20 protein-coding genes and 1 pseudogene are annotated in these 24982 nt (G+C 58.4%); 13 read left to right on the top strand and 8 right to left on the bottom strand.

Annotation, left to right across the window (positions count from 1 at the left end; genetic code table 11):
* The first annotated feature begins 174 nt into the window (after window positions 1-174).
* Entirely contained in the window at window positions 175-1068 is an 894-nt protein-coding gene (locus DWQ09_08040) for a hypothetical protein (GenBank protein ID KAA3628612.1), read from the top strand.
* 27 nt (window positions 1069-1095) lie between these two features.
* On the opposite strand, the gene DWQ09_08035 is transcribed toward DWQ09_08040, so the two are convergent.
* The gene (locus tag DWQ09_08035; protein KAA3628611.1) at window positions 1096-2001 is read right to left on the bottom strand and encodes a hypothetical protein; all 906 of its coding nucleotides are present in this window, start codon (window positions 1999-2001) and stop codon (window positions 1096-1098) included.
* Between the two features lie 191 nt (window positions 2002-2192).
* On the opposite strand from DWQ09_08035, the gene DWQ09_08030 reads away from it, so the two are divergent.
* Both DWQ09_08030 and DWQ09_08025 read left to right on the top strand, forming a co-directional pair.
* A complete protein-coding gene (locus DWQ09_08030) occupies window positions 2193-2639 on the top strand; it encodes a hypothetical protein (GenBank protein KAA3628610.1) in 447 nt (148 codons plus the stop codon).
* 326 nt (window positions 2640-2965) lie between these two features.
* The gene (locus DWQ09_08025; protein KAA3628609.1) at window positions 2966-3421 is read left to right on the top strand and encodes a hypothetical protein; all 456 of its coding nucleotides are present in this window, start codon (window positions 2966-2968) and stop codon (window positions 3419-3421) included.
* A 20-nt stretch (window positions 3422-3441) separates the two neighbouring features.
* Here the strand turns inward: DWQ09_08025 and DWQ09_08020 are convergent, their stop codons facing one another.
* Entirely contained in the window at window positions 3442-3897 is a 456-nt protein-coding gene (locus DWQ09_08020; GenBank protein KAA3628608.1) for a rubrerythrin, read from the bottom strand.
* 133 nt (window positions 3898-4030) lie between these two features.
* On the opposite strand from DWQ09_08020, the gene DWQ09_08015 reads away from it, so the two are divergent.
* The 4 genes and pseudogenes from DWQ09_08015 (at window position 4031) to DWQ09_08000 (ending at window position 9810) form a co-directional block, all read left to right on the top strand.
* Window positions 4031-4732 carry an alanyl-tRNA editing protein gene (locus tag DWQ09_08015; protein ID KAA3628607.1) on the top strand — a complete coding sequence of 234 codons (702 nt, stop codon included), beginning with the start codon at window positions 4031-4033 and terminating at the stop codon, window positions 4730-4732.
* Window positions 4733-4785: 53 nt separating this feature from the next.
* Entirely contained in the window at window positions 4786-5685 is a 900-nt protein-coding gene (locus DWQ09_08010; protein KAA3628606.1) for a 5'-nucleotidase, read from the top strand.
* A 395-nt stretch (window positions 5686-6080) separates the two neighbouring features.
* Window positions 6081-7223 (top strand): ABC transporter substrate-binding protein, encoded by a 1143-nt coding sequence (locus DWQ09_08005; protein ID KAA3628605.1) that lies wholly within the window; start codon window positions 6081-6083, stop codon window positions 7221-7223.
* Window positions 7224-7326: 103 nt separating this feature from the next.
* Window positions 7327-9810 (top strand): annotated as a pseudogene (locus tag DWQ09_08000) (TRAP transporter permease DctM).
* Window positions 9811-9827: 17 nt separating this feature from the next.
* Here the strand turns inward: DWQ09_08000 and DWQ09_07995 are convergent.
* The gene (locus DWQ09_07995) at window positions 9828-10580 is read right to left on the bottom strand and encodes an IclR family transcriptional regulator (GenBank protein KAA3628604.1); all 753 of its coding nucleotides are present in this window, start codon (window positions 10578-10580) and stop codon (window positions 9828-9830) included.
* A gap of 87 nt (window positions 10581-10667) precedes the next feature.
* Here DWQ09_07995 and DWQ09_07990 point away from each other — a divergent pair, with 87 nt between their 5' ends.
* From DWQ09_07990 to DWQ09_07975, 4 genes are read left to right on the top strand one after another with little or no spacing between them, the layout of a single operon-like run.
* Window positions 10668-12122 (top strand): FAD-binding protein, encoded by a 1455-nt coding sequence (locus tag DWQ09_07990; protein KAA3628603.1) that lies wholly within the window; start codon window positions 10668-10670, stop codon window positions 12120-12122.
* Window positions 12119-13180 (top strand): glycolate oxidase subunit GlcE, encoded by a 1062-nt coding sequence (locus tag DWQ09_07985; GenBank protein KAA3628602.1) that lies wholly within the window; start codon window positions 12119-12121, stop codon window positions 13178-13180. Before DWQ09_07990 ends, DWQ09_07985 begins: the two co-directional genes overlap by 4 nt.
* Before the next feature lie 5 nt (window positions 13181-13185).
* The gene (locus tag DWQ09_07980) at window positions 13186-14400 is read left to right on the top strand and encodes a glycolate oxidase iron-sulfur subunit (protein ID KAA3628601.1); all 1215 of its coding nucleotides are present in this window, start codon (window positions 13186-13188) and stop codon (window positions 14398-14400) included.
* A 53-nt stretch (window positions 14401-14453) separates the two neighbouring features.
* Window positions 14454-16625: a malate synthase G gene (locus tag DWQ09_07975; protein KAA3628600.1), complete on the top strand. Its 2172-nt coding sequence runs from the start codon at window positions 14454-14456 to the stop codon at window positions 16623-16625.
* 137 nt (window positions 16626-16762) lie between these two features.
* On the opposite strand, the gene DWQ09_07970 is transcribed toward DWQ09_07975, so the two are convergent.
* Entirely contained in the window at window positions 16763-17854 is a 1092-nt protein-coding gene (locus DWQ09_07970) for a squalene/phytoene synthase family protein (protein ID KAA3628599.1), read from the bottom strand.
* Between the two features lie 117 nt (window positions 17855-17971).
* Here DWQ09_07970 and DWQ09_07965 point away from each other — a divergent pair, with 117 nt between their 5' ends.
* Window positions 17972-19855, top strand: coding sequence for a 1-deoxy-D-xylulose-5-phosphate synthase (locus DWQ09_07965; GenBank protein ID KAA3628598.1), 1884 nt, complete (start codon window positions 17972-17974; stop codon window positions 19853-19855).
* Window positions 19856-19914: 59 nt separating this feature from the next.
* Here the strand turns inward: DWQ09_07965 and DWQ09_07960 are convergent, their stop codons facing one another.
* Both DWQ09_07960 and DWQ09_07955 read right to left on the bottom strand, forming a co-directional pair.
* Entirely contained in the window at window positions 19915-20139 is a 225-nt protein-coding gene (locus DWQ09_07960; protein ID KAA3628597.1) for a hypothetical protein, read from the bottom strand.
* A gap of 1 nt (window position 20140) precedes the next feature.
* The gene (locus tag DWQ09_07955) at window positions 20141-20740 is read right to left on the bottom strand and encodes an HNH endonuclease (protein ID KAA3628596.1); all 600 of its coding nucleotides are present in this window, start codon (window positions 20738-20740) and stop codon (window positions 20141-20143) included.
* Between the two features lie 637 nt (window positions 20741-21377).
* On the opposite strand from DWQ09_07955, the gene DWQ09_07950 reads away from it, so the two are divergent.
* Window positions 21378-21815, top strand: a complete 438-nt coding sequence (locus DWQ09_07950; protein KAA3628595.1) for a hypothetical protein — start codon at window positions 21378-21380, stop codon at window positions 21813-21815.
* A 68-nt stretch (window positions 21816-21883) separates the two neighbouring features.
* On the opposite strand, the gene DWQ09_07945 is transcribed toward DWQ09_07950, so the two are convergent.
* Together DWQ09_07945 and DWQ09_07940 are read right to left on the bottom strand one after the other, a co-directional pair.
* The gene (locus DWQ09_07945; protein ID KAA3628594.1) at window positions 21884-22891 is read right to left on the bottom strand and encodes a CoA ester lyase; all 1008 of its coding nucleotides are present in this window, start codon (window positions 22889-22891) and stop codon (window positions 21884-21886) included.
* Between the two features lie 80 nt (window positions 22892-22971).
* The gene (locus DWQ09_07940; GenBank protein ID KAA3628593.1) at window positions 22972-24768 is read right to left on the bottom strand and encodes a bifunctional isocitrate dehydrogenase kinase/phosphatase; all 1797 of its coding nucleotides are present in this window, start codon (window positions 24766-24768) and stop codon (window positions 22972-22974) included.
* Window positions 24769-24982: the final 214 nt, after the last annotated feature.

The following is a 24982-nucleotide window of genomic DNA, read 5'->3' as shown; positions in this document are numbered from 1 at the left end:
GGCAAGCGTCAATCGACAGTTGATTATCTCAGCGGTAATCAACGAGCCCCTGGAGACTCTTTGCAGTTCCATAACTCTTTCTCTATGGCGGAATCAAGACTCCTTATTGGTTGCGCTCCATGGCTGCGTGTTACTAGTTCCATCTGGCCTTAGTCACATGTATTGGATTTGAGCATGTACCACTTCAGACGTTACTTCTCGCTACTTGCAGTTCTCGTCACGGGATTGATTCTGGTCGGAAATTCACAGGCGGAGACCCGATTCTACAAGCCTTATGTATTGGCAAAACAAGCGACTGGCGACTTCGCCGATATCCTCGAGCAGACACGCGTCGCGTTGAAACAGGGCGGTATGACGATCGTGGGGGAATACAGCCCCTATCCCGGCGCGCATTCGCTGGTAGTCACCAATGAGGCGTTGAAGCAGACGGCGACCCGATCCGAACTCGGCGGGTACGGAGCTGCGTTGCGCGTGGGTGTGACCAGAACCGATGAGGGCGTGCAGATCGCCTACACCAATCCAGAATACATGGCGATCGTTTACCGGATGGCGGATTCTTTGGCGGGCGTTACCGCGTCAATGGCAGGCGCATTGGGCAGGATGCAGGAGTTCGGTTCTGAATACGGTGCCCCCGAATTTGATCTCAAAAGCTACCATTACATGATCTTCATGCCGTACTTCACCGATCAGTTGGCCCTTGCCGAGTACGATGGCTACGACAGCGCCGTTCAGGCAGTGGAAAGCGGCTTGGCAGCAGGAAGAAGCGGCACTCAGAAGGTGTATCGCATCGATCTGCCGGGCAAAGACGAGACCTTGTTCGGAGTGGCTTTGTCCGCGGGCGAGGGTTCCGACCAGGCGGTTATGGCAACGACCGATATCGCGCCTCTGAAGCATACTCCGCATCTCCCCTATGAGATGTTGGTGAGTGGTGGAAAGGTTTACGCGTTGCACGGCAAATTCCGCATTGCACAGAGTTTTCCCGATCTGACGATGGGCACCTTCATGAAGATCTCAAAGGCACCGGATGCGATCAAAGCCGCGCTTCAGGATGTCGCGGGCAGGCAATGACGGGGTAACGCTGGACTGTGAAACCGATCAGCTGTTGGTCAATCCGCTGAACAACACCGCGCCCTGTTCCACGGTCAGGCTTCCGGGCGCCGGCAGCGACACCTCACCGTCACCTTCAAACGCCGGTTGCTCAGAGCCGGTGTCGATGTCGATCGTCTTGGCACGTGCCCAGTGGACGAAGGGTGCGGCCAAATGCCTGCCCAGATAGACGCTCGGCAACCACGCCAGCACCAGTGGTTTTGACGCGGCTTCGATAGCTACCACGTCGGCCAGCCCGTCGTGGGGATCGGCCTTGGGCGCAATGCGCATCCCTTTGGCGAAACAGCTGCCATTGGCGACCACTACGATATAGAAGCGACCCTGGCACCAGAACTTGCCATCAAGATGGATGCGCGCCCATTGCGGTTGGTAGCTCAGCAGAACGCGCAGGGCGGCAGTGAGGTAGGTCGCGGTATTGCGCTTGGGTAGCGCATTGACCCGCGCTGCCACGGGGGCGGAGAGCCCAAGCGAGGCAACATTGATGAGGTAGCGGTGCTGCCCGGCTGCGTGGAGCCGCAGGGCATCCATGCGTGATGGCAACGCTTCGAGCGCCTGCTCCAATGCCTGCATCGGGCGCGTCTCAAGCCCCAGGCCGCGAGCCAGATCAGAGCCGGTGCCGACGGGAATGAGTCCCAAACTGCGCTCAATGTCTGGCGCATCGGCCAACATCAGGTTGAGTGCGTGGTTCAGCGTGCCGTCGCCGCCCACGGTGACGACGCGGCGAATCTGCGGCGTCAGTGCATCGATGATCGCCTTCGCCGCGGTTCCCCGCTCTTCGCACTGCACAACCATGGCCGTGCGCAGGCTTCGCACGCGGTTGCGAAGATCCTCCCAGACACGCGAGGCGCGTCCTGATGCCGCTCTCGGGTTGACTATGAACAGGACGTCTCTCATGGCAGGCTTTCTTGTTGTCAATCGATCAAGGTCTTAAGTGGCGCGTGTTGTCTGTTGCGGATTTATGGCGTCGCTGGTTTGACCCTTGTTTTGACGATCCCGATGGTAGCGAGATAATTACGGGAAGCGAAACAAAACTTCCAGCCTGGCAAGGATTATCATGATCTGCGTTGCAGACACGGGAACAGACGATGGAATTTGAGCAGATCGATACCACCGGATGCCGTATCGTCGGTGCCCTGACGCGATTGGGGCGCCTCGGACCCAAGCACCATGGTATTGTGCTGGGGCGCAGCACCGCCGACGGGCAGACCTATGTGGCCGAGAGCACGCGCGAGGCGGGGTATCGTTTGACCACCTATGATCGATTCGTCGCCGCCTATTCGCGCTACGGTGCGGTCACCGTTCAACCCAATCGGGGCAGGTTCTCCGATATCGCGGTGGCGCAGCGTGCGCTGGACGAGCTGATGGTCGGTGGTGACGGTGCCTACAATCTGATCTCCAACAACTGTGAGTCGTTCTCCAATCGGGCAATGAACGATCACTCCATCAGTTCGCAGGTGCTCCATACCACCGCTGGCGTCGTTGTGTTCATTGGCGCGCTGCTGGTGCGACGCTATACGCGCAGGACCTGGTAATACGGTTTTTCGCAATGTATCAAACCTGTCCGAAATGTGGTCATTCATGCCGCGCGCAGGAGTCCAGGTCGACCAACGTCTGTCCCGCTTGTGGATTGCGTTACGACAAGTGGCTGAAGCAGCGCTATCGATCGGCGCATTTCCAGTCGTCGCAGAGAGTGACGCGTCCTTGGGTCACAGCATGCTCGCGACTTGCGGTGGCAGTCCTCACGCCGCGCGACGATGGTCGCAAGGAATGGTCGGGGAGGGTATTGATCTGGCTATTGCTTGCGGGCTTGGGGCTGGCGACAGTGACGACAAGCTACGAGGACGTGGTTGAGGGTACAATGCCGGGCGCTGTAGCATTCCTGCACCGTATTGATTTGGTGTTCCACGAGGCGGGGCATGTGATTTTTTCCGTGCTGGGCGATTTCATGGTGGTGACAGGCGGATCGCTGATGCAACTGCTCGTGCCCCTTCTGGTCTGCGGGGCGTTTCTGTTCAAACGCAGCGATCCTTTCGGAGCCAGTGTCGGGATGTGGTGGACGGGTCAGAGTCTCGCGGATCTTTCACCCTACATTGCTGACGCCCGGGCGCTGCGGCTGCCCATGTTGGGCGGTGGAACCGGAGCGGATCGCCTGGGAATCCACGACTGGGAAAATATCCTGGGGCGCCTGGGGCTGCTCGATTACGACCGCATCCTGGGCGGGGTGGCGAACGGTCTCGGGATGGTGCTGATGGTGCTGGCGTTGGCATGGGGGGCGATGCTGCTCGTCAAGCAGCACCGCCATTTGAGCGGGTAGTGTTCGCCTGAGCGCGAGACTCAGTCGGGTGGAGTCTTCTCCAGCCATTTGTCGAGCGCCTCGGTGTGTTCCTGCTCCTCTTCGGCAAACTCGCTGGAGAGCCGTTTCACCTCGGCATCGTCGGTATTGCCCGTGACGGAACGGTAGAATTCCATGGCGCGCTGCTCGTTCTCGCGGGCATATTGCAGGGCCTGGTACGGCGTCAAAGTGTAGTCGAAGGCATCTTCATCGCAGACCTCGGGCGGCGCCGACCAACGAAACTGCCACGAGTGGGGTTTGGGCAGTTCCGTGGAGCCCGCGCGCTCCCTGATCGAGTCACGATGCAATTGCGAGAAGCGGCACATGTCACGGAATACGGTGGCCACCTCCAGGTTGTTGTGCGCCTCCATCATGTCCGCCAGTTCCAGGTAACGTTCGGCGGCCTCATCCTCCATGGCGATGGAGTGGGCAAGGAAATCGGGTAAGGTATATTTCATGGGAGCTTCCTTCATTGTGATTCTGTGGAAGACGGGCAGGGGTCGGACCGGGTCTCTGGCTATCGACTATAGGTAACGTTGACGTAAACGTCAACAAAACAGCATCTGGAAAACCGGGTATTCGAGTACGGCAATGACGCAGAAGCTTTTTTGGCAGGATCCCTATCAAACTCGCCTGGATACGCGGGTTGAGACCGTCGTTGGAAACGAGGTCACCCTGGCACAGACCATTTTCTATGCCCTCTCCGGTGGCCAGGAGAGCGACTCGGGCACTCTCGGCGGATACCCTGTGATAGAGGCGCGCAACCAGGGTTCGGAGATCTATTATCGGCTCGCCGAGGGGCATGGGCTGCAACCGGGACAGCGGGTGACGGTGGAGATCGATTGGGAGCGGCGCTACCGTCTGATGCGCCTGCATTTTGCCGCGGAACTGGTGCTGGAGCTGGTCTATACGATGCTCGATTTTCCGACCAAGATCGGTGCGCACATCGCTGAGGACAAGGCACGGATCGATTTCGAATGGGCGGGCAATATCTCGACACTGTTTCCCGAGATCGATCAGCGCGTGCGCGCGATAGTCGCTGCCGACTCCAAGATCGTCAGCGCCTACAGTGACGAAGCCGGTGAACGACGTTATTGGGAGGTGCCCGGGTTTGCGCGGGTGCCTTGCGGCGGCACGCATCTGCGCAGAACCGGTGAATTGGGTGCGATCGAACTGAAACGCCGGAACCCCGGCAAGGGTAAGGAGCGGGTCGAGATCCGATTGGCCGCGGACCAGGGAGTCTTGCCGTGTCGTGCCGACCGGCCTTCCGAATGCCCCGTGGCCGATCGGTAACAGCACAAAGGTGCAAACCGATAGCGCGCAGCCAAAACCCTTATACTCTCCGTATGCCGATGACCTTCGACGGAAAACTTGTGGTCGCCATCTCTTCACGGGCGCTCTTCGATCTGGAGGAGAGTCACCGGGTCTTTGACGAGCAGGGGATCGAGGCCTATTGCCGCTATCAGATCGAACACGAGGAGGACATCCTCGATCCCGGCGTTGCCTTCGGCATGGTTCGCAAATTGCTCGCTTTGAACGAGGCGGGTCGCGAACGGGTCGAGATCGTGCTGATGTCGCGCAACAGCGCCGATACCGGTCTGCGGGTGTTCAATTCGATTCACCATCACCGACTGACGATCAGTCGCGCGGTGTTCAGCGGCGGCGCCTCCCCCTACCGGTATGTAGCGCCCTTCGGAGCGCATCTTTTTCTCTCCTCCCATGCCGAGGACGTGCGGGCGGCGCTCGAGGCCGGCTACGCGGCCGCAACCATTCTGCCTTCGATGAAGGGGAGCAATCCCAGCGACGAATTGCGTATTGCCTTCGATGGCGATGCGGTGCTGTTTTCCGACGAAGCCGAACGAGTCTACAAATCCAGGGGATTGGACGCCTTCCAGACTTCGGAGGTGGAGTCGGCGAAGCGGCCCTTGCCGGGCGGGCCCTTCCAGGGATTTCTCGCGGCACTCCACCAGATTCAAAAGGATTTTGGCGCCGAGCGCTCACCCATCCGCACTGCACTGGTCACCGCGCGTTCGGCTCCGGCCCACGAGCGGGTCATCCGCACCCTGCGTGCCTGGAACATCCGTATCGACGAGGCCATCTTCCTGGGTGGGCTCGAGAAAGGCGCATTTCTCAAGGCATTCGGTGCCGATATCTTCTTCGATGATCAAGAGCTGCATTGCGATTCCGCTGCCCAGCATGTGGCGACCGGACATGTGCCCCATGGCGTGGCCAATGAAGGCCGCTGAAACACCCCCGGTCGTCGCGTACGCAGCGTAGTTCTCCCAACTGGTCTGACCGTAATCGATCGCCGCCAGGCGTGCCGTTCAGCTGTATTCCTTCCCGGTAATGACCAATTCCGTATTCTGTGGATGTCCATAACTCTCTCTATCAAAATAAGAAATTCACCAATTTCATATCGTGAAAACTGCATTTCATTGTGAAAATACAACCCTTGACTAAGCTCAGTAAACCGTCGGCAGAGTCAGTGTCGGGGAGGGATATCAGGCGGTATGACCGATCCTTCCCGATGAGGAGAGCGGCAACAGGCTGTGCGACAGCCGCGTGCGCGCATCAACCCACGCGGGCTGCGCCCCCAAAATAAAACTGAGTGATCAGGTACAAACCGAGGAGGAGAGTTGGAATGACAACGCATAAATCCGAAGTCAGCGATAGCGATGCTTTAGACACAACGGCGGCAGGGCGGCGCAAGTTCATAAAAGGGGCGGCGGTGGGTGGTGCGGCCATCCTCGGAGCACCTTACGTCCGTAACGCGGCGGCTGCGCAGACCACAAACTGGAAAATTCAAACCTCGTGGCCCGGGGGTATCGGGTTGGACGTCTTCAAGGAGTGGTGCAATAGCATCAAGGAAAAGACCGGTGGCGAATTGGCTTTCACGCCGTTTGGTGCCAAGGATGTCGTCGGTGACTTTCAGCTCTTCGATGCGGTGAAAAACGGTGTGCTCGATGCCATGAATCCCTTCACGCTGTACTGGGCGGGGAGAATGCCGGCGGCGGTGTTCCTCAGCTCCTACCCATTGGGACCGCGCAATCCCCACGAGTGGGATGTCTTCTACTATGCACTCGGTGGCCTGGAGTTGGCGCGCGATCTGTTTGCGCAGCAGGGGCTGTATTACGTGGGCCCGATTCATCATGGTCCGAATATCATCCACTCCAAGGTGCCGATACGCTCCATTGAGGATTTCCGCGGGCGCAAGATGCGCTTACCGGGCGGTATGGTGGCGGAGGTCTTCCAGGCGGCGGGCGCCAAAACCACGCTGCTGCCCGGCAGCGAGATCTTTCCCGCGCTGGAGAAGGGGACGATCGATGTCGCCGATTACGTGGGGCCAGCGATCAACTACGCCCTCGGCTTCCATCAGGTGACCAAGTTCATCTCCATGGGGCCGCCGGGATTCATGTCGCTCTATCAGCCGGTGGACTTGATGGATCTGACGGTTGGTATGAAATCCTGGAACGCGCTTTCGCCGCAGATGAAACAGTTCGTCGAGATGGAGGTTCATGTCTATTCCGATCTGCATCACGCCAGGATCCAGAAAGCCGATCAGGAGTCGTGGAAGAAGTTCGAGGAGGCCGGCACCATCGTGACGCGTCTCGGTCAGGAAGACGTGGAGAAGTTCACTGCACTCGCGGTGCCGCGCTGGTTTGCATGGGCCAACAAGGACAAGGCCGCGGCGCGGGTCTTCAAGATCCAGCTCGACTACATGATGTCGGGCAGTCTCGGCTACGTCACACCGGACATGATCAAGGGCCACACGCTGCAGATGTAGTTGCGGGCAGGCCTTTTATGGGCCATCGCAGCACAGGAAGGGGGCTGGGGCGTCGACAGGCGCCCCAGCACTGTGTGGGCTCTGTCGATCGCTGGAAACCGCTATGCCAAGTCTGACTTTTGTACTGCCACACTGGGTTTACTGGGCGGGGCTGCTGCTGCTCCCTCTGATCGCGCTTTATCTCACTCGTCGTCAAATCGCCAGCCGTCGCGCCCGGGTATCGAAGGGCATTGCTTACATGCTCTGGATCAGCGGCGGATTTGTGGGACTGCATCGTTTCTATGTCCGTAGCGTGTGGGGGCTGCTCTTTATCCCACTGTTCATCGCCATTCTCTACGCCAACGCGCATGAGCGTGATGCGCGCAATGCAGTCTCCGCAGCCCGCAACGAGGTCAGCGTGGCGGTGTTCATGGTCGAACGTGCCGCGAAGCAGTCGGTCACCGAACAGCAAAAGGCGGGGATCGATCTCGACAACGCCCGCCGCGCAATGGTGGCGGCACAGGTCAACCACGAGGAGTGGTCCGGGATTGCCCGCTGGGCGGGTATCGCCATCCTGATTCTGTTGCTGATCGATGCGGCGCTGTTGCCCGGACTTGTCAGGCGCTGCGAGGCGCGCGAGGCGGAGCGCGATACCGAGGATCCCGGGGACTGGACCAGGGCCCAGGCCGAGGTGCACCACGATCCCGCGTACCGGGTTCACACCCGCTTTACCGATTGGATCGACCGCATCAACGGTTTTGCGGGTGAGTTCGTCGCCTTCTGGGCGGTGATTGCGGTTTTCGTTTACTACTACGAGGTGATCGCCCGTTACGTCTTCAATTCCCCCACCAACTGGGCCCACGAGAGCATGTTTCTCATGTTTGGTATGCAGTACCTGCTGGCCGGGGGGTTTGCGTTGCGCGAAGACGCGCATGTGCGGGTGGATGTGGTCTATCTGCTCTTTTCCGATCGTCTGAAAGTGCTGGTGGATGTGATCACCTCGGTCTTCTTTTTTATCTTTGCAGGCGCACTGCTGTGGACAGGGTGGACCTTCTTCAGCGATTCGTATGCCGTGAGCGAGGTGTCGTTCACCGAGTGGGCCATCCAGTACTGGCCGATAAAGCTGGCCCTGCCCCTCGGGGCGGCGCTGTTGGTGCTGCAGGGAATTGCCAAGCTGGTCAAGGATATCGTGTTGCTCCGTCGCCATATGTCGCAACCGGCGGGGGAGGGTTGAGGCATGGGTCTTGAGATCGAGATCGGCTGGCTGACCTTCTTCATGTTCGGTTCGCTTGCCGTGCTGCTCATGGCGGGACTCCCGCTCGCGTTTGTGACCGGCGGTCTGGCGTGCGTGTTCCTGTTCCTGTTTGGCGACGCGCAGATGCTGAACATTCTGCCTTCGCGCATCTTCCCCATGATGACCGACTACCAGTTGTCGGCCATTCCGCTCTTTATCTTCATGGCGTCGATGCTGGAGCGGGCGGGGATCATTGAGGAACTGTTTGATGTCATCTACAAGATTCTGGGTGGTCTGAATGGAGGGCTGGCGACGGCGACCATCATCGCTTCCACCATACTTGCCGCAATGGCGGGCGTGATCGGAGCGACGGAGGTGACCATGGGCATCATCGCCCTGCCCGCCATGCTCAAGCGTGGCTATCATCCGACCATCGCCTGCGGATCGATCCTGGCCGGCGGTACCCTGGGCATTCTGATTCCACCCTCGATACTGGCGATCCTCTTTGCTGTGGTCGCGCAACAATCGGTGGGCGAGTTGTTCGTCGGTGCAGTGATTCCGGGCCTGCTGCTATCGGGTCTCTATATCGTTTACGTGACAGCACGTTCCTACATCAATCCGGCAGTGGGTCCGGCCCTCTCCATCGAGGAGCGTGTGGATACCCGGGAAAAGATCCGTTTGCTACGCGGGATCATCGCCCCGCTGATCCTCATTGTGCTGGTGCTCGGTGTGATCTTCACCGGAATTGCGACACCGGTAGAGGCGGCGGGTATCGGTACCTTCGGCGCAATCGTGGTGGCGGCGATGTCGCGGCGGCTCAATCTGCGCGCCGTCCATGAGGCAGCGGTCCAGACCCTCAAGGCAACGGCCATGGTGCTGTGGATCGTATTCGGTGCCACGATGTTTGTCGGTTTCTATATCGTTAACGGTGGCCAGCAGTTCGTCAGTGAAGCGTTGCTCGCCACCGGCTTCGGATCTTACGGAATCCTGTTCGTAATGATGGTGTTGCTGGTGATCCTCGGCATGTTTCTCGACTGGGTGGGCATCCTGCTGCTGGCGGTGCCGATCTTTATGCCCATCGTCAGAGGGCTCAGCTTCGATGGTGTGTTCGGGCTGCCCGGGGTTGCACCCCATGAGATCTCGCTCTGGTTCGCCGTGGTCTATATGGTGAATATGCAGATGTCGTTTCTCAGTCCACCGTTTGGTTACGCGCTCTTCTATCTCAAGAGCGTGGCGCCACCCGAAGTGACGATGGCGATGATCTTCCGCTCCTCGATTCCGTTTCTCGGCCTGCAAGCGTTGGGATTGGGGATCTGCATCGTCTTTCCCGAGGTGATACTTTGGCTGCCGCGGCAGATTTACGGAACGGGGTAGGTATATGGTAGCGCGACTTACACCGTACCGTGACGGTGGGCGATGTGCGCGGTAACCTCCTCGCCGGCTGCGATCAGTAGTGGAATCCACTCGCTGCGACGGCGCTCGATGGGTGATGAGATGGAGAGCCCGCCGACGGCCGCGCCCGTGGCATCACGCAGCAGTACGCCTATGCACCCCACACCGATCTCGGCCTCTTCATTATCGTAAGCGTACCCTTGCTGCCGGCTTTGGTGGATGTGATCCAACAGCGTGCGAACACCGGTTAGGGTGTTGGGCGTGTAGGCGGGGAGACCGGTGCGTTCGGCGTAATCGCGAACGCCGCGCTCACCGCTTTCACCCAGCATCAGTTTGCCGACAGCCGTGATATGCAACGGGGCACGACTGCCGATGATCTGTTCGACGCGCATCATTCGCTTGGAGATGACGCGCTCGATGTAGATGATCTCATCACCGGCGCGCAGCGTGAGATTGACCGTCTCGCCGACGGTGTTGCGCAGGCGCTCCATATAGGGCAGCGCGCAGGTGCGCAGGTCGAAGTCGAGCGGGATGCGCGAGGCGAGCTGACGCAGTTTCGCGCCCAGCAGGTAGCCTCCCCGGGTATCACGCTCGACAAGGCCTACGTCACTCAGCGATGCGAGGATGCGGAACGCGGTGGAGGGGTGAAGACCCGTCTCGGCGGCCAGGATTTTCAGCGTAGCCGTGTCGCCCTGGCTGACAATCGCATCGAGCAGCGCACCGGCGCGTTGAATGACCTGTATGGATGCCATTTCACTATATGAAATGAGTTGTGTATTGTGAAAAGTGTAGGCAAAGTCTATCCTGAAGGCCAGCAATTTTTCCGGAAAAAATCGTCGATGCGGACCCAAACCCCCTCGGACCCGAAGCGCACGGACCTGCTGAGCGCCCTGCGCACTCTGGTTGCCGCAGACGCCGTGCTGGAAGCCGAGGAAGAGCGCCGTCCCTACGAGTGCGATGGCCTTTCCGCTTACCGGCAGCTGCCCATGGTGGTCGTTCTCCCGCGTACCGTCGCCGAAGTGCAGGCGATACTCCGCCTGTGCCACGAGCGGGGGGTGCCTGTGGTTGCGCGCGGGGCGGGGACCGGTCTGTCCGGGGGCGCGCTGCCGCATGAGACGGGCGTACTGCTGAGTCTGGCACGCTTCCAGGCGATCCTCGAGATCGATCCCGATACCCGCACCGCGCGCCTGCAGCCCGGGGTGCGTAATCAGGCCATCTCCGAGGCGGTGGCTCCGTTGGGGCTCTACTATGCCCCGGATCCCTCGTCGCAGATCGCCTGCACCATCGGTGGCAATGTGGCGGAAAACTCCGGGGGTGTGCACTGCCTCAAGTATGGATTGACGGTTCACAACGTCCTCAAGCTCAAAGTGGTAACCATGGAAGGCGAGCTGATCGAGATCGGTGCCGATGCCCTCGATGCGCCCGGTTTGGATCTGATGGCGTTGATGATTGGCTCGGAAGGGATGTTGGGCGTGGTGGTGGAGGTAACGGTGAAACTGTTGCCGCTGCCGCGCAGCGCCCAGGTCGTGCTGGCTGCCTTCGATGATGTGGGCAAGGCGGGCGGCGCGGTAGGCGAGATCATCGCCGCCGGCATCATTCCGGCCGGATTGGAGATGATGGACGGTCCCGCCATCAAAGCGGCGGAGGATTTCGTCCATGCCGGTTATCCGGTGGATGCCGCCGCCATCCTGCTCTGTGAGGTGGATGGTATCGAGGAAGAGGTGATCGAGCAGATCGCGCGGGTTTCCGCCCTGCTGAGTGACTGCGGCGCCACGGCGGTGCGCGCTGCACGCAACGAGGAAGAGCGCCTGGGGTTCTGGAAGGGCCGCAAGGCGGCATTTCCCGCGGTGGGCCGTATCTCTCCCGATTACTACTGCATGGATGGCACTATCCCGCGCCGTCGTCTGCCCGAGGTGCTGCAGCGCACAGCCGAACTTTCACAGCAATACGGGCTGCGCGTCGCCAATGTCTTTCATGCCGGCGACGGCAACCTGCATCCGTTGATTCTTTATGACGCCAATAACCCCGGTGAACTGGAGCGTACCGAGGCGCTCGGCGGGGCGATTCTCGAACTGTGCGTGGCGGTGGGTGGAACCATTACCGGCGAACACGGCGTGGGCATCGAAAAGATCAATCAGATGTGTGTGCAGTTCACGCCGGAAGAACTGGAGCAGTTCCGGCGCGTAAAGCGCGCCTTCGATCCGCAGGAACTGCTGAATCCGGGCAAGGGGATCCCGACGCCACGGCGCTGTTCCGAGTACCGCACATTGCCGACACAGGCTGTCAGATCATGACGACGGATCTGACCCGGGCACTGCAGGAGCGCGTGGTCGCCGCGGCTGCCGATCGAACTCCTCTGGCGATCATGGGGGGCGGCAGCAAAGGTTTCTATGGACGTGCCAGTACGGGGACGCCCATCGGTATCAGCGGGCACTGCGGTATCGTCGCTTACGAACCCAAGGAGTTGGTTATCACCGCGCGGGCCGGTACCTCGCTGCGCGAGGTGGAGGAAACCCTGGCGGCGCAGGGTCAGATGTTGCCCTTCGAGCCGCCTCACTTTGGGTCCGGTGCGACCATCGGCGGCATGGTGGCGACGGGGCTTTCGGGACCGCGACGCCCGTATACGGGATCGGTGCGTGATTACGTCCTCGGTGTGCGGATGCTGAACGGCCAGGGCGAACAGCTGCGTTTCGGCGGTGAGGTGATGAAGAATGTTGCGGGTTACGACCTGTCCCGCCTGATGACCGGATCGTTGGGGATACTCGGCATCATACTCGAGGTGAGTCTCAAGGTGCTGCCCAAGCCGGAACAGGAACTGACTCTGCTCCGCGAGTGCGATGCCGGGACGGCGGTCGAGTTCATGAACACTACCGCTGCCAAGCCCTTGCCGGTCTCCGGGGCGTGTCACGACGGCACGGTGCTGCGGCTACGGCTCTCGGGCACCAGCCGCGCCGTAGCCGCAGCGAGCCGCGAGTTGGGCGGCTCGGAGGACGGTGCGGGCGAACGATTCTGGCGTGATTTGCGTGAACTGGCGCATCCCTTCCTCCAGCCGGCTGCCGATCCCCTGTGGCGCGTCGCGGTGCGATCGACCACGCCTCCCCTGGGCATGGGTGAAGAGTGGATCGATTGGGGTGGCGCACAGCGTTGGTTGCGCACGGACAGCGATTCGGAAACGGTGAGAGAGGCGGCGACCGCTGCCGGAGGGCATGCCCTGGTGTTCAGTGGCGGTGATCGCGGCAGTGCAGTATTTCATCCATTGTCGCCGGCGCTGGCATTGATTCATAGTCGGCTGAAGCAGGCCTTCGATCCGCAGCGTTTGTTTAATCCCGGACGCCTCTACGCGACGCTTTAAACGTTATGGAAACTGCCCTCGCACCCCAATACCGCAATACGCCGGAGGGTCGGGAAGCCGACGCAATTCTGCGTACCTGCGTGCATTGCGGGTTTTGCAACGCGACGTGCCCCACCTATCAACTGCTGGGCGATGAGTTGGATGGCCCGCGCGGGCGAATCTATCAGATCAAGCAGGTGCTGGAAGGGCGGGCTGTTTCGCGTCTGACTCAATTGCATCTGGACTGCTGCCTCACCTGCACCGCCTGCGAGACGACCTGCCCCTCCGGCGTGCGTTATCACCATCTGTTGGATATCGGTCGCGGTATCGTCGAACGCGAGGTCAAACGGCCCCTCGGTGAACGGTTCAAGCGTCGCCTGCTGCGTGCGGTGTTGGCACGTCCCGAACGCTTCAAGCTAGTGCTGAGCGTTGCCCGTGCGTTACGACCGCTGTTATCCGCGAGCCTGCAACGGCGCATCCCGGCGGTGCAAGCGATCGGCAGCAGACCGCCCGCGACACATTCCCGTCGCATGCTGGTGCTGGAGGGGTGTGCTCAGTCGGTCGCCACGCCGGCCACCAATAACGCATTGACACGGGTACTCGATCGCTTGGGGATCTCCCTGGTCAGTGCTCCCGAAGCGGGCTGTTGCGGTGCGGTGGATTATCATCTTGCCGCACACCAGGCGGGATTGGCCGCCGCCCGTCACAATGTCGATGTATGGTGGCCGCATGTGGAGGCGGGCGTTGAGGCGATCATTGCCAGTGCCAGCGGGTGCGGCGCAATGCTCAAGGACTACGGCCATCTGCTGCGCAACGATCCGGACTATGCGGATCGGGCGCGCCGTATTTCGACGCTGACGCGTGATGCAAGCGAGGTGCTGGACAACGAGGAGCTGGAGCGACTGCAGGTCGATGGTCGCGGACGCAAGGTGGCCTGTCATGTGCCCTGCAGCCTGCAACATACGCAAAAGCTGCCGAACACGGTGCCGGATATTCTCCGGCGACTTGGGTTTGAATTGACGCCGGTCGCCGACGCCCATCTCTGTTGCGGCTCGGCCGGCACCTACTCGCTGTTGCAGGAAGAGCTGTCACAACAGCTGCTTGCCAACAAGGTTGACCATCTGGAGGCGGGTTCACCAGAGCTGATCACGACCGCCAACATCGGCTGCCAACTGCACCTGCAATCTCGGGCAGCGGTTCCGGTTCACCACTGGATCGAACTGCTCGACCCCTCGGTTTGACACCGACTCGGGTATCGACCAAGAATCATAGCTTACGACGACGAGGAGAAATCATGACCAATCGGATCACAATCGGCGGTCTGCAGGTCGCCAGGCCGCTTTACGACTTGGTGAAGGACGAGATCACGCCGGGGATCGGAATAGATGCCGATGAATTCTGGGCCTCGTTCGGCGAGATCGTCAGTGACCTCATGCCGCGGAACAAGGCGTTGCTGAAACGACGCGATGAACTGCAGGCCAAGATCGATGCCTGGCATCTGGCTCACCGGGGCCAGCCCCACGATGCGGCGGCTTACAAAGCGATGCTGGTGGAGATCGGCTATCTGGTGCCCGAAGGCGATGCCTTTGAAATCACCACCAAAAATGTCGATCGCGAGATCGCCACCATGGCCGGGCCGCAATTGGTGGTCCCGGTGAGCAATGCCCGCTATGCACTCAATGCGGCCAATGCCCGATGGGGGAGCCTCTACGACGCCCTCTATGGCACCAACGTGATCCCCGAGTCGGACGGGGCTGAAAAGAGCGGCGGCTACAATCCGGTGCGTGGCGCCAAAGTCGTGGCCTATGCCAACGAGTTTCTCGATTCCGCGGTCCCGTTGGCCAAAGGGAAGTATGCCAAGGTCGCCGGTTACGCAGTGGCTGACGGCGCGCTTACCGTTACCTTGACGGATGGCGAAACCACGACGTTAAGCGAGCCTCAGCGCTTTGTCGGCTACCGCGAGGAAGAGGGACGCCTTGCGGTCATCTTGCTGCGTCACCATGGTCTGCACATTGAACTGTACATCGATCCTGCGCACCCGGTCGGCAAAGATAGTCCAGGCGGGATCAAGGATGTGGTGATGGAGTCCGCGCTGACGACCATTCAGGATTGTGAGGATTCGGTGGCAGCGGTCGATGCCGAGGACAAGGTGCTGGTCTATCGCAACTGGCTGGGTCTGATGCGCGGTGATCTGCAGGCAACCCTGGAGAAGGGAGGGAAACCGTTGGTCCGCACTCTGGAATCGGATCGCAGCTACCTTGCTCCCGATGGGGGTGAGGTTACCCTGCCTGGGCGCAGCCTCATGCTGGTGCGTAATGTTGGTCATCTGATGACCAATCCCGCCGTGCTGACCGGCGACGGGGAGGAGATCTTTGAGGGACTGCTGGACGCGATGGTCACCGCGCTGGTAGCGCTCTACGACATCAAGGGAACCGGGCTGCACGGCAACAGCCGCACAGGCAGCCTGTATATCGTCAAGCCCAAGATGCACGGTCCCGAGGAGGTCGCATTTACGGTGGAACTGTTCGGTCGTGTCGAGCAGGCGCTGGATCTGCCGCGCAACACACTCAAGGTCGGTATCATGGATGAGGAGCGGCGCACCACCGTGAATCTGAAAGAGTGCATCCGTGCCGCCAGGGAGCGTGTGATCTTTATCAATACCGGATTTCTCGACCGCACCGGTGACGAGATCCACACCTCGATGGAAGCCGGCCCGATGATCCGCAAAGGTGACATGAAGAGCGCACCGTGGATACTCGCCTACGAGGACTGGAATGTGGATCAAGGACTGGCCACGGGCTTCATCGGCAAGGCGCAGATCGGCAAGGGGATGTGGGCGATGCCGGACGAGATGAAGGCAATGGTCGAGGCCAAGGTCGGGCATCCCATGGCCGGCGCCAATACCGCATGGGTTCCCTCACCCACCGCCGCGACGCTGCACGCCATGCACTACCACAAGGTCGACGTCGCCGCCCGCCAGCGCAATCTGGCGACCCGCAAGCCGGCGAGTCTGGACGATATCCTCACCATTCCCGTGACCGCGGAACCCAGTTGGTCGGCGGAAGAGATTCAGCAGGAGATGGATAACAACTGCCAGGGAATTCTCGGCTATGTGGTGCGCTGGATCGATCAGGGTGTGGGTTGCTCCAAGGTGCCGGACATCCATGATGTCGGCCTGATGGAGGACCGCGCAACACTGCGTATCTCCAGTCAGCATTTGGCCAATTGGTTGCATCACGGCATTGTCACCAAAGACCAGATACTGGCGACGCTGAAGCGCATGGCCGAGGTGGTCGATCGTCAAAATGCGGGTGATCCCGCGTATGTCGCCATGGCTCCTGGTTTTGACGGTGTTGCCTTTAGGACTGCCTGCGATCTGGTTTTCAAGGGCAGAGAGGTTCCCAACGGCTACACGGAGCCTACGCTGCACAAAATGCGACTCGAGGCCAAGGCAGGCGCGCGATAAGCTTTTGCAAATTCCTGTATGGGGGGTGCGGAAATAGGAGGTCCGCACCCCTTTCGTTTCCGATTGTTCGACAGACAGGGCGGGCGTCGAAAGCCATGTCTTGAGCCTCGATCCCCGCGCGCGAAGTAGCTTCGGATCTAGACGGCAGGTTCGCCGCGGCAGGCGCTCATCGACTCGGGAGTCGGCATTGTTGCAGCTGGCAGTCCGCGTGTGCTCAGCCAGAATAGCGCGCGCAGCATGGCGTCGTTTTCCGAGAACCGGTTGCTGAGAGCGATGGTCCAGCGTACGGCATCGCGCGAGATCTTGACGCGCTGGCCGGAGGTGAAGTGAAGATTGTTGTTGATCTTGCGCAGGGTGAGCACGGCCATGCCCAGTGCCCACAGACAGAAACGGCGGATGCCGGATTCGTGCGCGGGGATCAAGAGCAGATAGGACATCGAGTTGCGCAGGTGACCATGCGCAAGACTGATCATCTTTTGCATACCAGCCTGGAAAGCAGGATTGGATCGCTCGCGATTCAACTGGTGTAGATCGCAGCCGTGCGCGGAGAAAAGATCACGCGGCAACCAACAGGCGCCGCGCTGCTGGTCTTCCCAGACATCTTTGAGGATATTGGTCATCTGTAGCGCCGCGCCGAACGAGATGGCGAGCGCGCCAAGCTGATTGTGATGGCGGGCAATCTCGGGTGAATATTCACAGAAAACCTCAGTGAGCATCTCGCCCACCACACCCGCCACCCTGTAGCAGTAGCGATCAAAGGCCGCGAGATCAGGGAGTCCCGAGTGATCGCTGCGATTCTGAAACTCCACCATCCCCTGCGACATGATTCGAACGCAACGTTCCAGGTGCGCCTGTTGCGTGGGTGTAAAGCTGCGGGTGATCCGCAGGACGCGCTCGGTCCGGTGGACCAGTTCATGTTCGGCGGGAAGTGTCGCCGAGGTCAGCAGCGGGTGGAGTTCCGCTGCAAACGCAGCCGCATCGCCGTGTCCGTTGAGCAGGGCGATAAAGCGATTGGAAAATTCACGTTTCTGCCGGGCCGACAAGCCGCTGTCATCCTCTATGGTATCGGCGATACGGCATAGCAGATAGGCGTTGCCGATGACCTGACCAAGCGCCGCGGGGAGCTGCGGAATGGTCAGGGCAAAGGTGCGCGATACCGCTTCGAGGCTTTTCGCTTGAAAGGCGAGATCACCGTCACCGGGTGGAATTGGGGAGTCTGCTTGGAGCATAGGCTGAACTTAAGGAGTTGCGCTCCAATGCTACACCATTCGGCGTATCCGGGCAGGGCAGGAGTGAGTTATCCGTGCTAAAGTAGACCACTCCAGCAAGCCGCTCTCCCGCGAACGATGTCCGACGCAAATCACTATTCCCTGCTCAGTCTGGCGGACTCACCCGAGGCGTTGCGGCGCCTGCCCGAATCACGCCTGGCCGCGTTGGCCAAGGAGTTGCGCGCTTTTCTCGTGGAGTCGGTGAGCGCTTCCGGCGGCCATTTTGCCGGCGGGCTGGGGGCGGTGGAGCTCGCCATCGCGCTGCACTACATCTTTGATACTCCGGATGACCGATTGATTTGGGATGTGGGGCACCAGGCGTACCCCCACAAAATTCTGACCGGCCGGCGCGACGCTATGGCCTCACTGCGGCAAAAGGATGGATTGTCGGGCTTTCCACGCCGCGAGGAGAGCCCTTACGATGCCTTTGGTGTGGGGCATTCCAGCACCTCGATCAGTGCCGCGCTGGGCATGGCGATAGCCGCGAAACAGCAGGGTATCGAACGCAAGGCAGTTGCCATCATCGGCGATGGCGGACTCACCGGCGGGATGGCCTACGAGGCTTTGAACCATGCCGGGGATCTGGATGTCGATCTACTGGTAATTCTCAACGACAATGAGATGTCGATCTCGCCCAATGTGGGAGCGTTGTCGACATCGCTGTCGCGGCTGTTGTCGAGTCGTTTTTACACCACGATGAGGGAAGGAAGCGAACAGCTGCTGCGGTATGTGCCGCCGGTGTTCGAATTTACCAAGTTGGCGAAACGTCATGCCAAGGGCATGCTGGTACCCGGGACGGTATTCGAGGAATTGGGCTTCGAGTATTTTGGGCCGGTGGACGGGCATGATCTGCCGACTTTGCTGGCAACGTTGCGCGGGTTGCGGCGCATGAAACGACCGCGTTTGCTGCACGTTGTCACGCGTAAGGGCAAGGGATTCGAGGCCGCCGAATCGGATCCGGTGAAGTACCATGCCTTGAGCCCACCCAAATCTCATACCGCCCGATCCAAAGGAGCTACCTATACCGAAGTTTTCGGCCAATGGTTGTGCGATATGGCCGCCCGGGACAAACGGCTGGTAGGTATCACCCCTGCGATGCGCGAGGGCTCCGGATTGGTAGCCTTTTCGCAGCAGTACCCTGATCGTTACTACGACGTTGCCATCGCCGAGCAGCATTCCGTGACCTTCGCCGCCGGTTTGGCCTGCGAGGGATTGAAACCGGTGGTGGCGATTTATTCCACATTCCTGCAACGCGCCTACGATCAACTGATCCACGATGTGGCCCTGCAGAATCTGCCGGTGCTTCTGGCGATCGATCGTGCGGGAATAGTGGGACCGGATGGCGCGACGCACGCCGGCAGTTTCGATCTGAGCTACCTGCGCGCCGTTCCCAATCTCGTGATTATGGCGCCCGCCGATGAGAACGAATGCCGGCAGATGCTCTATACCGGGTTCCAGCACAATGGTTGCGCAGCCGTGCGCTATCCCCGCGGCACGGGTATGGGTGTAGAGATCCAGTCTGCAATGTCGGCGCTACCCATTGGCAGGGCGGAAATCCGTCGCGAGGGGGCTGACGTGGCGCTGCTGGCGTTTGGGGCGATGTTGTCGCCTGCATTGGAGGCAGGGGCACAGCTGAACGCCACGGTCATCAACATGCGGTTCGTCAAGCCACTGGATGAAGCACTGATACTTGAGGTGGCGGAGAAGCACCAATTTTTGGTCACCATTGAGGATAATGTCATCGCTGGCGGAGCGGGGAGCGCAGTCGCCGAGTTGCTCGCCTGTCGCGGTGTCACGATTCCCATTGCCCATCTCGGTTTACCCGACCACTTTGTCGAGCATGGAGAACGCGGGGACGTAATGGCCGAACTGGGGTTGGACGCCGCGGGGATCATCCATGCGGTACGCTGCAGAAGCGAAGGAACGAAATCGCCACGACCCGTCGTCGTAGGGCAGGGATAAAGGCACCGTCTGCCTCCGCGAGCGACCGGCACAGCTCGCGGGGGATTCTGAGATAGGTTCTAGTAGTGAGGCGGTGGTGTTTCCTCCTCCGAGGTGGCCGGATCGGGCGGAGAAAGTGCCCGCAAGTGTTGCTCGAGGGTGTGTAAGCGTGCTGCCATGAGATGGATTTCCCTATCGCGATCAAGCGCTTGCCTGGTAATTTGTTCGATTGCGACCTCCTGGTGGGAGAGCCGTATTTCCAGATCGACAAGTCGAGCCGTCAGTTCAGCGGGCGATGAATCCATGTCAGGCCAAGCGACGATTCATGAACAGACGGCTGTTGTTGCCGAACTGCGCACGTAGGAAATCCATCTGATCGGCCAGGATGCGCCGATTCGACAACGCCAGATACTCTGCAAAATTGGGAACGAAAGGAACCGCAAGCAAGGGCATGTGGGCTTCATCGGTGGTTCGCCCCCCCTTGCGGGTATTGCAGGCGCGGCAAGCCGAAACCACGTTACACCAACTGTCCTTTCCTCCACGGGAAACCGGAATGATGTGGTCGCGTGTCAGCAAAGATGTATCGAACTGTCCACCGCAGTACATGCAAAAATGCTCGTCGCGAAGGAAAAGCGCGCGATTGGTCAGTGGGGGCACCTTTCGGTGAAGTCCCTTACGATGCGTATGGCCTTTGACGGCGACAATCGAATTGACCCTGATCGTTGAGCGAATCCCGGTAACCCGGTTGTAACCGCCGTGGAATTCGAACTCGTGGTTGCCCAACGTCCAGGCTATCCTGTCCAGTGAGTAGAGAATCGTGGCTTGCTGCCAATTGAGCCAACGCACCGGTAAGCCCGAGCTGTCGAGGCGTAAAATTTTGGGGTTGGGTGGGCGGTCTCCGCTCATCGATCCACTACCATTGCCTGCGCTACAAGTCTTAATCATAACCATAATCGGGTAAAAAAATGAACCGCTATGTTATAGCGGTTGACGGTTTGGACTCGCATGACAAGTTTTTAGTTTCCTTCCCGGCTGCTATCACCCAGCCAGTCTCCGGTATTGGCAGGATTGTAAGGGATTGTCCTGGCCGGCTGCTTTCGGCACAGGCGATGTACGAGCAGGATGGTCGCGAGACAGGTCCTTTTTGAGAATGGGAGGTTCTGAGCACCTGATCGATGGCGCTCTGATCCCACGAGCAATCCGATTCGCGGCAAGGGAACTCAAGCAATACGGTGCAGCAGATAAAACCGGGTATTCTGCGAGTGATACGGGTGAATATATATACCGGCTGATTATGTTTTCCTCGAATAAAGATAAATGAGGTAATTCGAAAATATAGCGTTTGCAGAAAATAGTTACCGATAGCGCGGATGGTTAACCTTCAGCAGCAGATCGTTGATATAGAATATTGAACCTGTTTGCCCAATTTTAAAGCAGAGCTTACTATCGGTATTAGACATATATGTTATAGTGTTCACAAGGAAGAGTAAGCCGTCGCAGCGGATGCACAGCGATTTATCAATCATCATAAAGAGACTATTACATGGCAAAGAAACGTGATCTATCCGAGATGAGCGCTGAAGAACTTTTTGAATTGGCGCGTCTGCGAGAAAAACAGGAAAAAGACTTGGAAAAGGAATCTGTGCGCGAGGAAATTGCTGAACTCGAGGCCCAAAAGAAGGAACTCAATGTCGAGTACAAGGCAGCTATTTCCGAATTGGATAAATTACTGCGCAGGCTCCGCAAAAAAGCGGGAGTGGTAAAACGCAGCGGCGGATCCGGTGGCGGGGTGCGGCAGGGATCTACCACCGCGCGTGTGCTGGAGATAATAGGTCGGTCCAAGTCGGTCAGCAGCAAAGAGATCAAGGCGCAATTGGATAGTGAAGGGATTGCGACAAAATACTTGCCCCAAACTCTGGCAAGCCTAAAGCGTCAGGGAAAAATCAGTTCCGCCGGGCGCGGGGTATACAAGCTGGCCTGAACCAGCGCACCTGAACAGGTTCGCGGACACGCTTTCGGCCGCTCGAACTGTTTATGGTTGAACTTGCTTCAAGGTTGTCTGATCGAAGTAAAGAATGCCTGATGCGCCTGCAGGGGCAGGCTGATGCCGGTTGCGTGGGCCCTTTTGAGTAGCTGCCAGTAGTAACGATATGAGGCACGATCGTGCAGCTCTCCTTCATATTGAATGGGGGCCCATTCAACCCGCTGAGCGGATAGCAGAATAGCTGCCGCATTGTGCACATCCGTCAGATCAGGTTTCATTGCATTGATGATAGGTTGGATTTGCATCGGATGGATGCTCCACATACGCAAGAAGCCGTAATCGTACCGGGCACTTAGTGCATCGTTATAAACTGTACGGCTGTCCCGCAGTTCCAGAGTGACATTGTGTGACGGAACACAGCCATTGGCGAGCGCAGCCGCGACAATCTCGCTTTTAGCCCGAATCAGGAGTCGATGTTCAAACTGTCCGGGGCTGCGCATGCATCGTGCCGGTATTGTGCCATGGTGATCACTGATGAAATCCATAAGGCCGAAGTCGATAACTTTTACTGCATCGATGGATGCAATATCCCAGATCTCGCGTAAGCTGCCTTGTGTCTCTATAAGAATGTGGATTGGGATCGGCCGCTCAATACCGTGGCGTTCCGCGATATGCCGTATATAGTCGATCATCGCAGCCACTTGTTTCGCGGAAGTGGGCTTTGGAATCGTTATATGGGAAAGTAGATGTCCGCTCGTACCCACCAGGATATCTACATCACTTCTCCAGTTTGGGTGTGAATAATCGTGGATGCGCACCCCGGCCCTTTTGAAACGATTCAGTGGTCCGTTCAGTAGCCCGGCGATCATTTGGGCATGCTCGCGCTCTTTCCCGGTGGGGGCTCCATCCTCGCAATCGCATGTGACATCGAAAACAGGCCCCATCTCTTGTTGGATGAGCAACGCTTTTTCCATCAGTTTCCGCTTGCCCGCAAAATGTTCGCATGCCGCAAGTACGGGCGGGGGTGCCAATCCGTCGAAGAGGGCCTGTTCGGGGTGGGTTAGTTTCGGCATTGGTCGGCGTGCAGTTGGTGAATCTCAAAGCTGGTCCATGTGCCGCGCTGCTTACCCGCTATAGGTTTGAAAGCCAGGTATCAGCATTCGTTGCTGGCTGTTGAGAGAGCTTCGAGGGAGTCATTCGGGAACAAGTGGCAGAAACGTAAAGAAACAGGATACGGAAAGAAATCCACAAGATATCCCTCCTTGATCTGTTCTTGCATGCGTTGCCAGAAATCAGGTGTCAACAGATCGGAATGATATTTCATGAACCAGTTTCTTACTCGGCGCTCCCCAAGCAAAAAGTGCTCAAACTCTTCAGGGAACACATCGTTCTTTCTTACCGGGTACCATGGCTCCGAGGCCATCTCGAATTCTGGGGAGGGAGCGGGTGGTATGCGACGAAAATTGCAATCCGTTAGATACTCGATTTCGTCGTAATCATAAAAAACCACATGCCTATTGCGTGTGACACCAAAATTTTTCCACAGCAGATCTCCTGGAAATATGTTGGCACTGGCAAGCTCCTTGATGGCATTACCAAACTCTTTCACGGCATTTTCCGCTTCTCTATCCGTGGCCGTATCGAGGTATATATTGAGTGGGGTCATTCGTCGTTCAATATAGACGTGATGGATAATTATTGAGTCTCCCTCTCTCTCGAATTGCGATGGGGCAAGCTCTTTGATCTCTGCGAGCAGTTCGTCATCGAATCGTTCTACAGGCAATGCAACATCGGAAAACTCGAGTGTGTCAGACATGCGGCCGACACGATCGTGCTGCTTTACGAGGAGGTATTTGGCCATTACGGTCGCGCGATCCACCTCTTTAGGCGGTGAAATCACATCCCTGATAACTTTAAAAACGTAAGGATATGACGGTAGTGTGAATACCAACATCACCATACCTTTGATGCCTGGGGCGACTACGAAATTGTCCCGTGAGTGATACAGGTGATAGTAGAGGTCACGATAGAAAAGTGTTTTGCCTTGTTTCTGCAAGCCGATCATGGTGTATAGCTCTGCCTTGGCTTTGGTCGGCATGATGCTCCTGAGAAACTGGACGTACGCGGAGGGAACATCCATATCCACCAGAAAATAGGCGCGATTCAAACTGAACAGTAAGTTTATGCACTCTTCGTCAAGGAGGATGGTGTCCAGGAAGAGTTGGCCGTCGTCTTTGCGGAGTACCGGAATGACAAATGGATATTCAACGAATCCATTAACCACTTTGCCAACTACGTAGGCCGCTTTATTGCGATAAAAAGGTGAGTGAAGCACCTGCAATTGAAGATTGGTCTCGGGCGAGGGGCGCCCTCCGTTGTTTACGAAAAAACATCTGACGACCTCGCGTACAAACGTGATATCGCGATCGAGATCCTCAAAGGGCTGATTCCAGCAGAAATCGAGAAACATCTGCCGCATGGACCCCCGCATGGTGGGGTCCTGCGGGTAGTAGACCCGATAGGTCGGCGGATCTGATTCCAGATATTCTGTGGAGATACCCGGACGGAAAAATATAAAGCCGTTGTGAAAGTAGGTTCGATGCAAAATATTGCAGCAAACCGAATTGAAGAATGTCTCTGCGCACTCAGGCTGTTTATGGTTTATCAATAATCCCACATAGAGGAATTTGGCTTTTTGCCAGGCGTCGTCATCCTGTTCGGAGGCGTTGAACTCGTAGTTTATTCGATCGACTACCTCGCGAACGCGATCGTCATAGAACTGGATGCGGTTCCTTACCAGTTGCTGGATACCATGCCAATCCCCCGCTTCAAACAGCGATTTGGCTTTTACGCCGCATTCGCGAAAGATTCGGTAGTGCTTGTCGAAGCCATCGATCATCGCCTGAGCAATGCCCTGCGCGACGGCGTCTTGTCCTGCTGGAATCTCCATCGGGGCTCCTGAGACCGACAAATTCGCTTTCAGGGGGTTTATACCATCATTGTCCTGTGGTGTGATCTGTCAACAGACAAGGGTTTGATTCGCATCAAAAAGTTGGGCGGCGCATGTCTGGTGTGATCAGATTTTGTCGGTTCGAAGACAGAGTCCTGAACGCCTTGGTGCTATGTTTAGGAAACCGATGGATTTGCCCTTTTCCCAGAGCGCG

This window comes from Pseudomonadota bacterium (assembly GCA_008501635.1).
In the GTDB taxonomy this organism is placed as follows: domain Bacteria; phylum Pseudomonadota; class Gammaproteobacteria; order QQUJ01; family QQUJ01; genus QQUJ01.
Note: the sequence above shows the minus strand (reverse complement) of the source record. Positions and strands in the feature narration are given on the sequence as shown.

What these genes read in the sequence shown, in the direction of transcription:
- DWQ09_07965 (KAA3628598.1), top strand. Translation starts at nt 17,972, where the DNA reads ATGTCCGACGCAAATCACTATTCCCTGCTCAGTCTGGCGGACTCACCC.
- DWQ09_08005 (KAA3628605.1), top strand. Translation starts at nt 6,081, where the DNA reads ATGACAACGCATAAATCCGAAGTCAGCGATAGCGATGCTTTAGACACA.
- DWQ09_07985 (KAA3628602.1), top strand. Translation starts at nt 12,119, where the DNA reads ATGACGACGGATCTGACCCGGGCACTGCAGGAGCGCGTGGTCGCCGCG.
- DWQ09_08015 (KAA3628607.1), top strand. Translation starts at nt 4,031, where the DNA reads ATGACGCAGAAGCTTTTTTGGCAGGATCCCTATCAAACTCGCCTGGAT.
- DWQ09_08010 (KAA3628606.1), top strand. Translation starts at nt 4,786, where the DNA reads ATGCCGATGACCTTCGACGGAAAACTTGTGGTCGCCATCTCTTCACGG.
- DWQ09_08030 (KAA3628610.1), top strand. Translation starts at nt 2,193, where the DNA reads ATGGAATTTGAGCAGATCGATACCACCGGATGCCGTATCGTCGGTGCC.
- DWQ09_07955 (KAA3628596.1), bottom strand. Translation starts at nt 20,740, where the DNA reads ATGAGCGGAGACCGCCCACCCAACCCCAAAATTTTACGCCTCGACAGC.
- DWQ09_07945 (KAA3628594.1), bottom strand. Translation starts at nt 22,891, where the DNA reads ATGCCGAAACTAACCCACCCCGAACAGGCCCTCTTCGACGGATTGGCA.
- DWQ09_08040 (KAA3628612.1), top strand. Translation starts at nt 175, where the DNA reads ATGTACCACTTCAGACGTTACTTCTCGCTACTTGCAGTTCTCGTCACG.
- DWQ09_07980 (KAA3628601.1), top strand. Translation starts at nt 13,186, where the DNA reads ATGGAAACTGCCCTCGCACCCCAATACCGCAATACGCCGGAGGGTCGG.
- DWQ09_08035 (KAA3628611.1), bottom strand. Translation starts at nt 2,001, where the DNA reads ATGAGAGACGTCCTGTTCATAGTCAACCCGAGAGCGGCATCAGGACGC.
- DWQ09_07940 (KAA3628593.1), bottom strand. Translation starts at nt 24,768, where the DNA reads ATGGAGATTCCAGCAGGACAAGACGCCGTCGCGCAGGGCATTGCTCAG.
- DWQ09_08020 (KAA3628608.1), bottom strand. Translation starts at nt 3,897, where the DNA reads ATGAAATATACCTTACCCGATTTCCTTGCCCACTCCATCGCCATGGAG.
- DWQ09_07975 (KAA3628600.1), top strand. Translation starts at nt 14,454, where the DNA reads ATGACCAATCGGATCACAATCGGCGGTCTGCAGGTCGCCAGGCCGCTT.
- DWQ09_07970 (KAA3628599.1), bottom strand. Translation starts at nt 17,854, where the DNA reads ATGCTCCAAGCAGACTCCCCAATTCCACCCGGTGACGGTGATCTCGCC.
- DWQ09_08025 (KAA3628609.1), top strand. Translation starts at nt 2,966, where the DNA reads ATGCCGGGCGCTGTAGCATTCCTGCACCGTATTGATTTGGTGTTCCAC.
- DWQ09_07990 (KAA3628603.1), top strand. Translation starts at nt 10,668, where the DNA reads ATGCGGACCCAAACCCCCTCGGACCCGAAGCGCACGGACCTGCTGAGC.
- DWQ09_07950 (KAA3628595.1), top strand. Translation starts at nt 21,378, where the DNA reads ATGGCAAAGAAACGTGATCTATCCGAGATGAGCGCTGAAGAACTTTTT.
- DWQ09_07995 (KAA3628604.1), bottom strand. Translation starts at nt 10,580, where the DNA reads ATGGCATCCATACAGGTCATTCAACGCGCCGGTGCGCTGCTCGATGCG.
- DWQ09_07960 (KAA3628597.1), bottom strand. Translation starts at nt 20,139, where the DNA reads ATGGATTCATCGCCCGCTGAACTGACGGCTCGACTTGTCGATCTGGAA.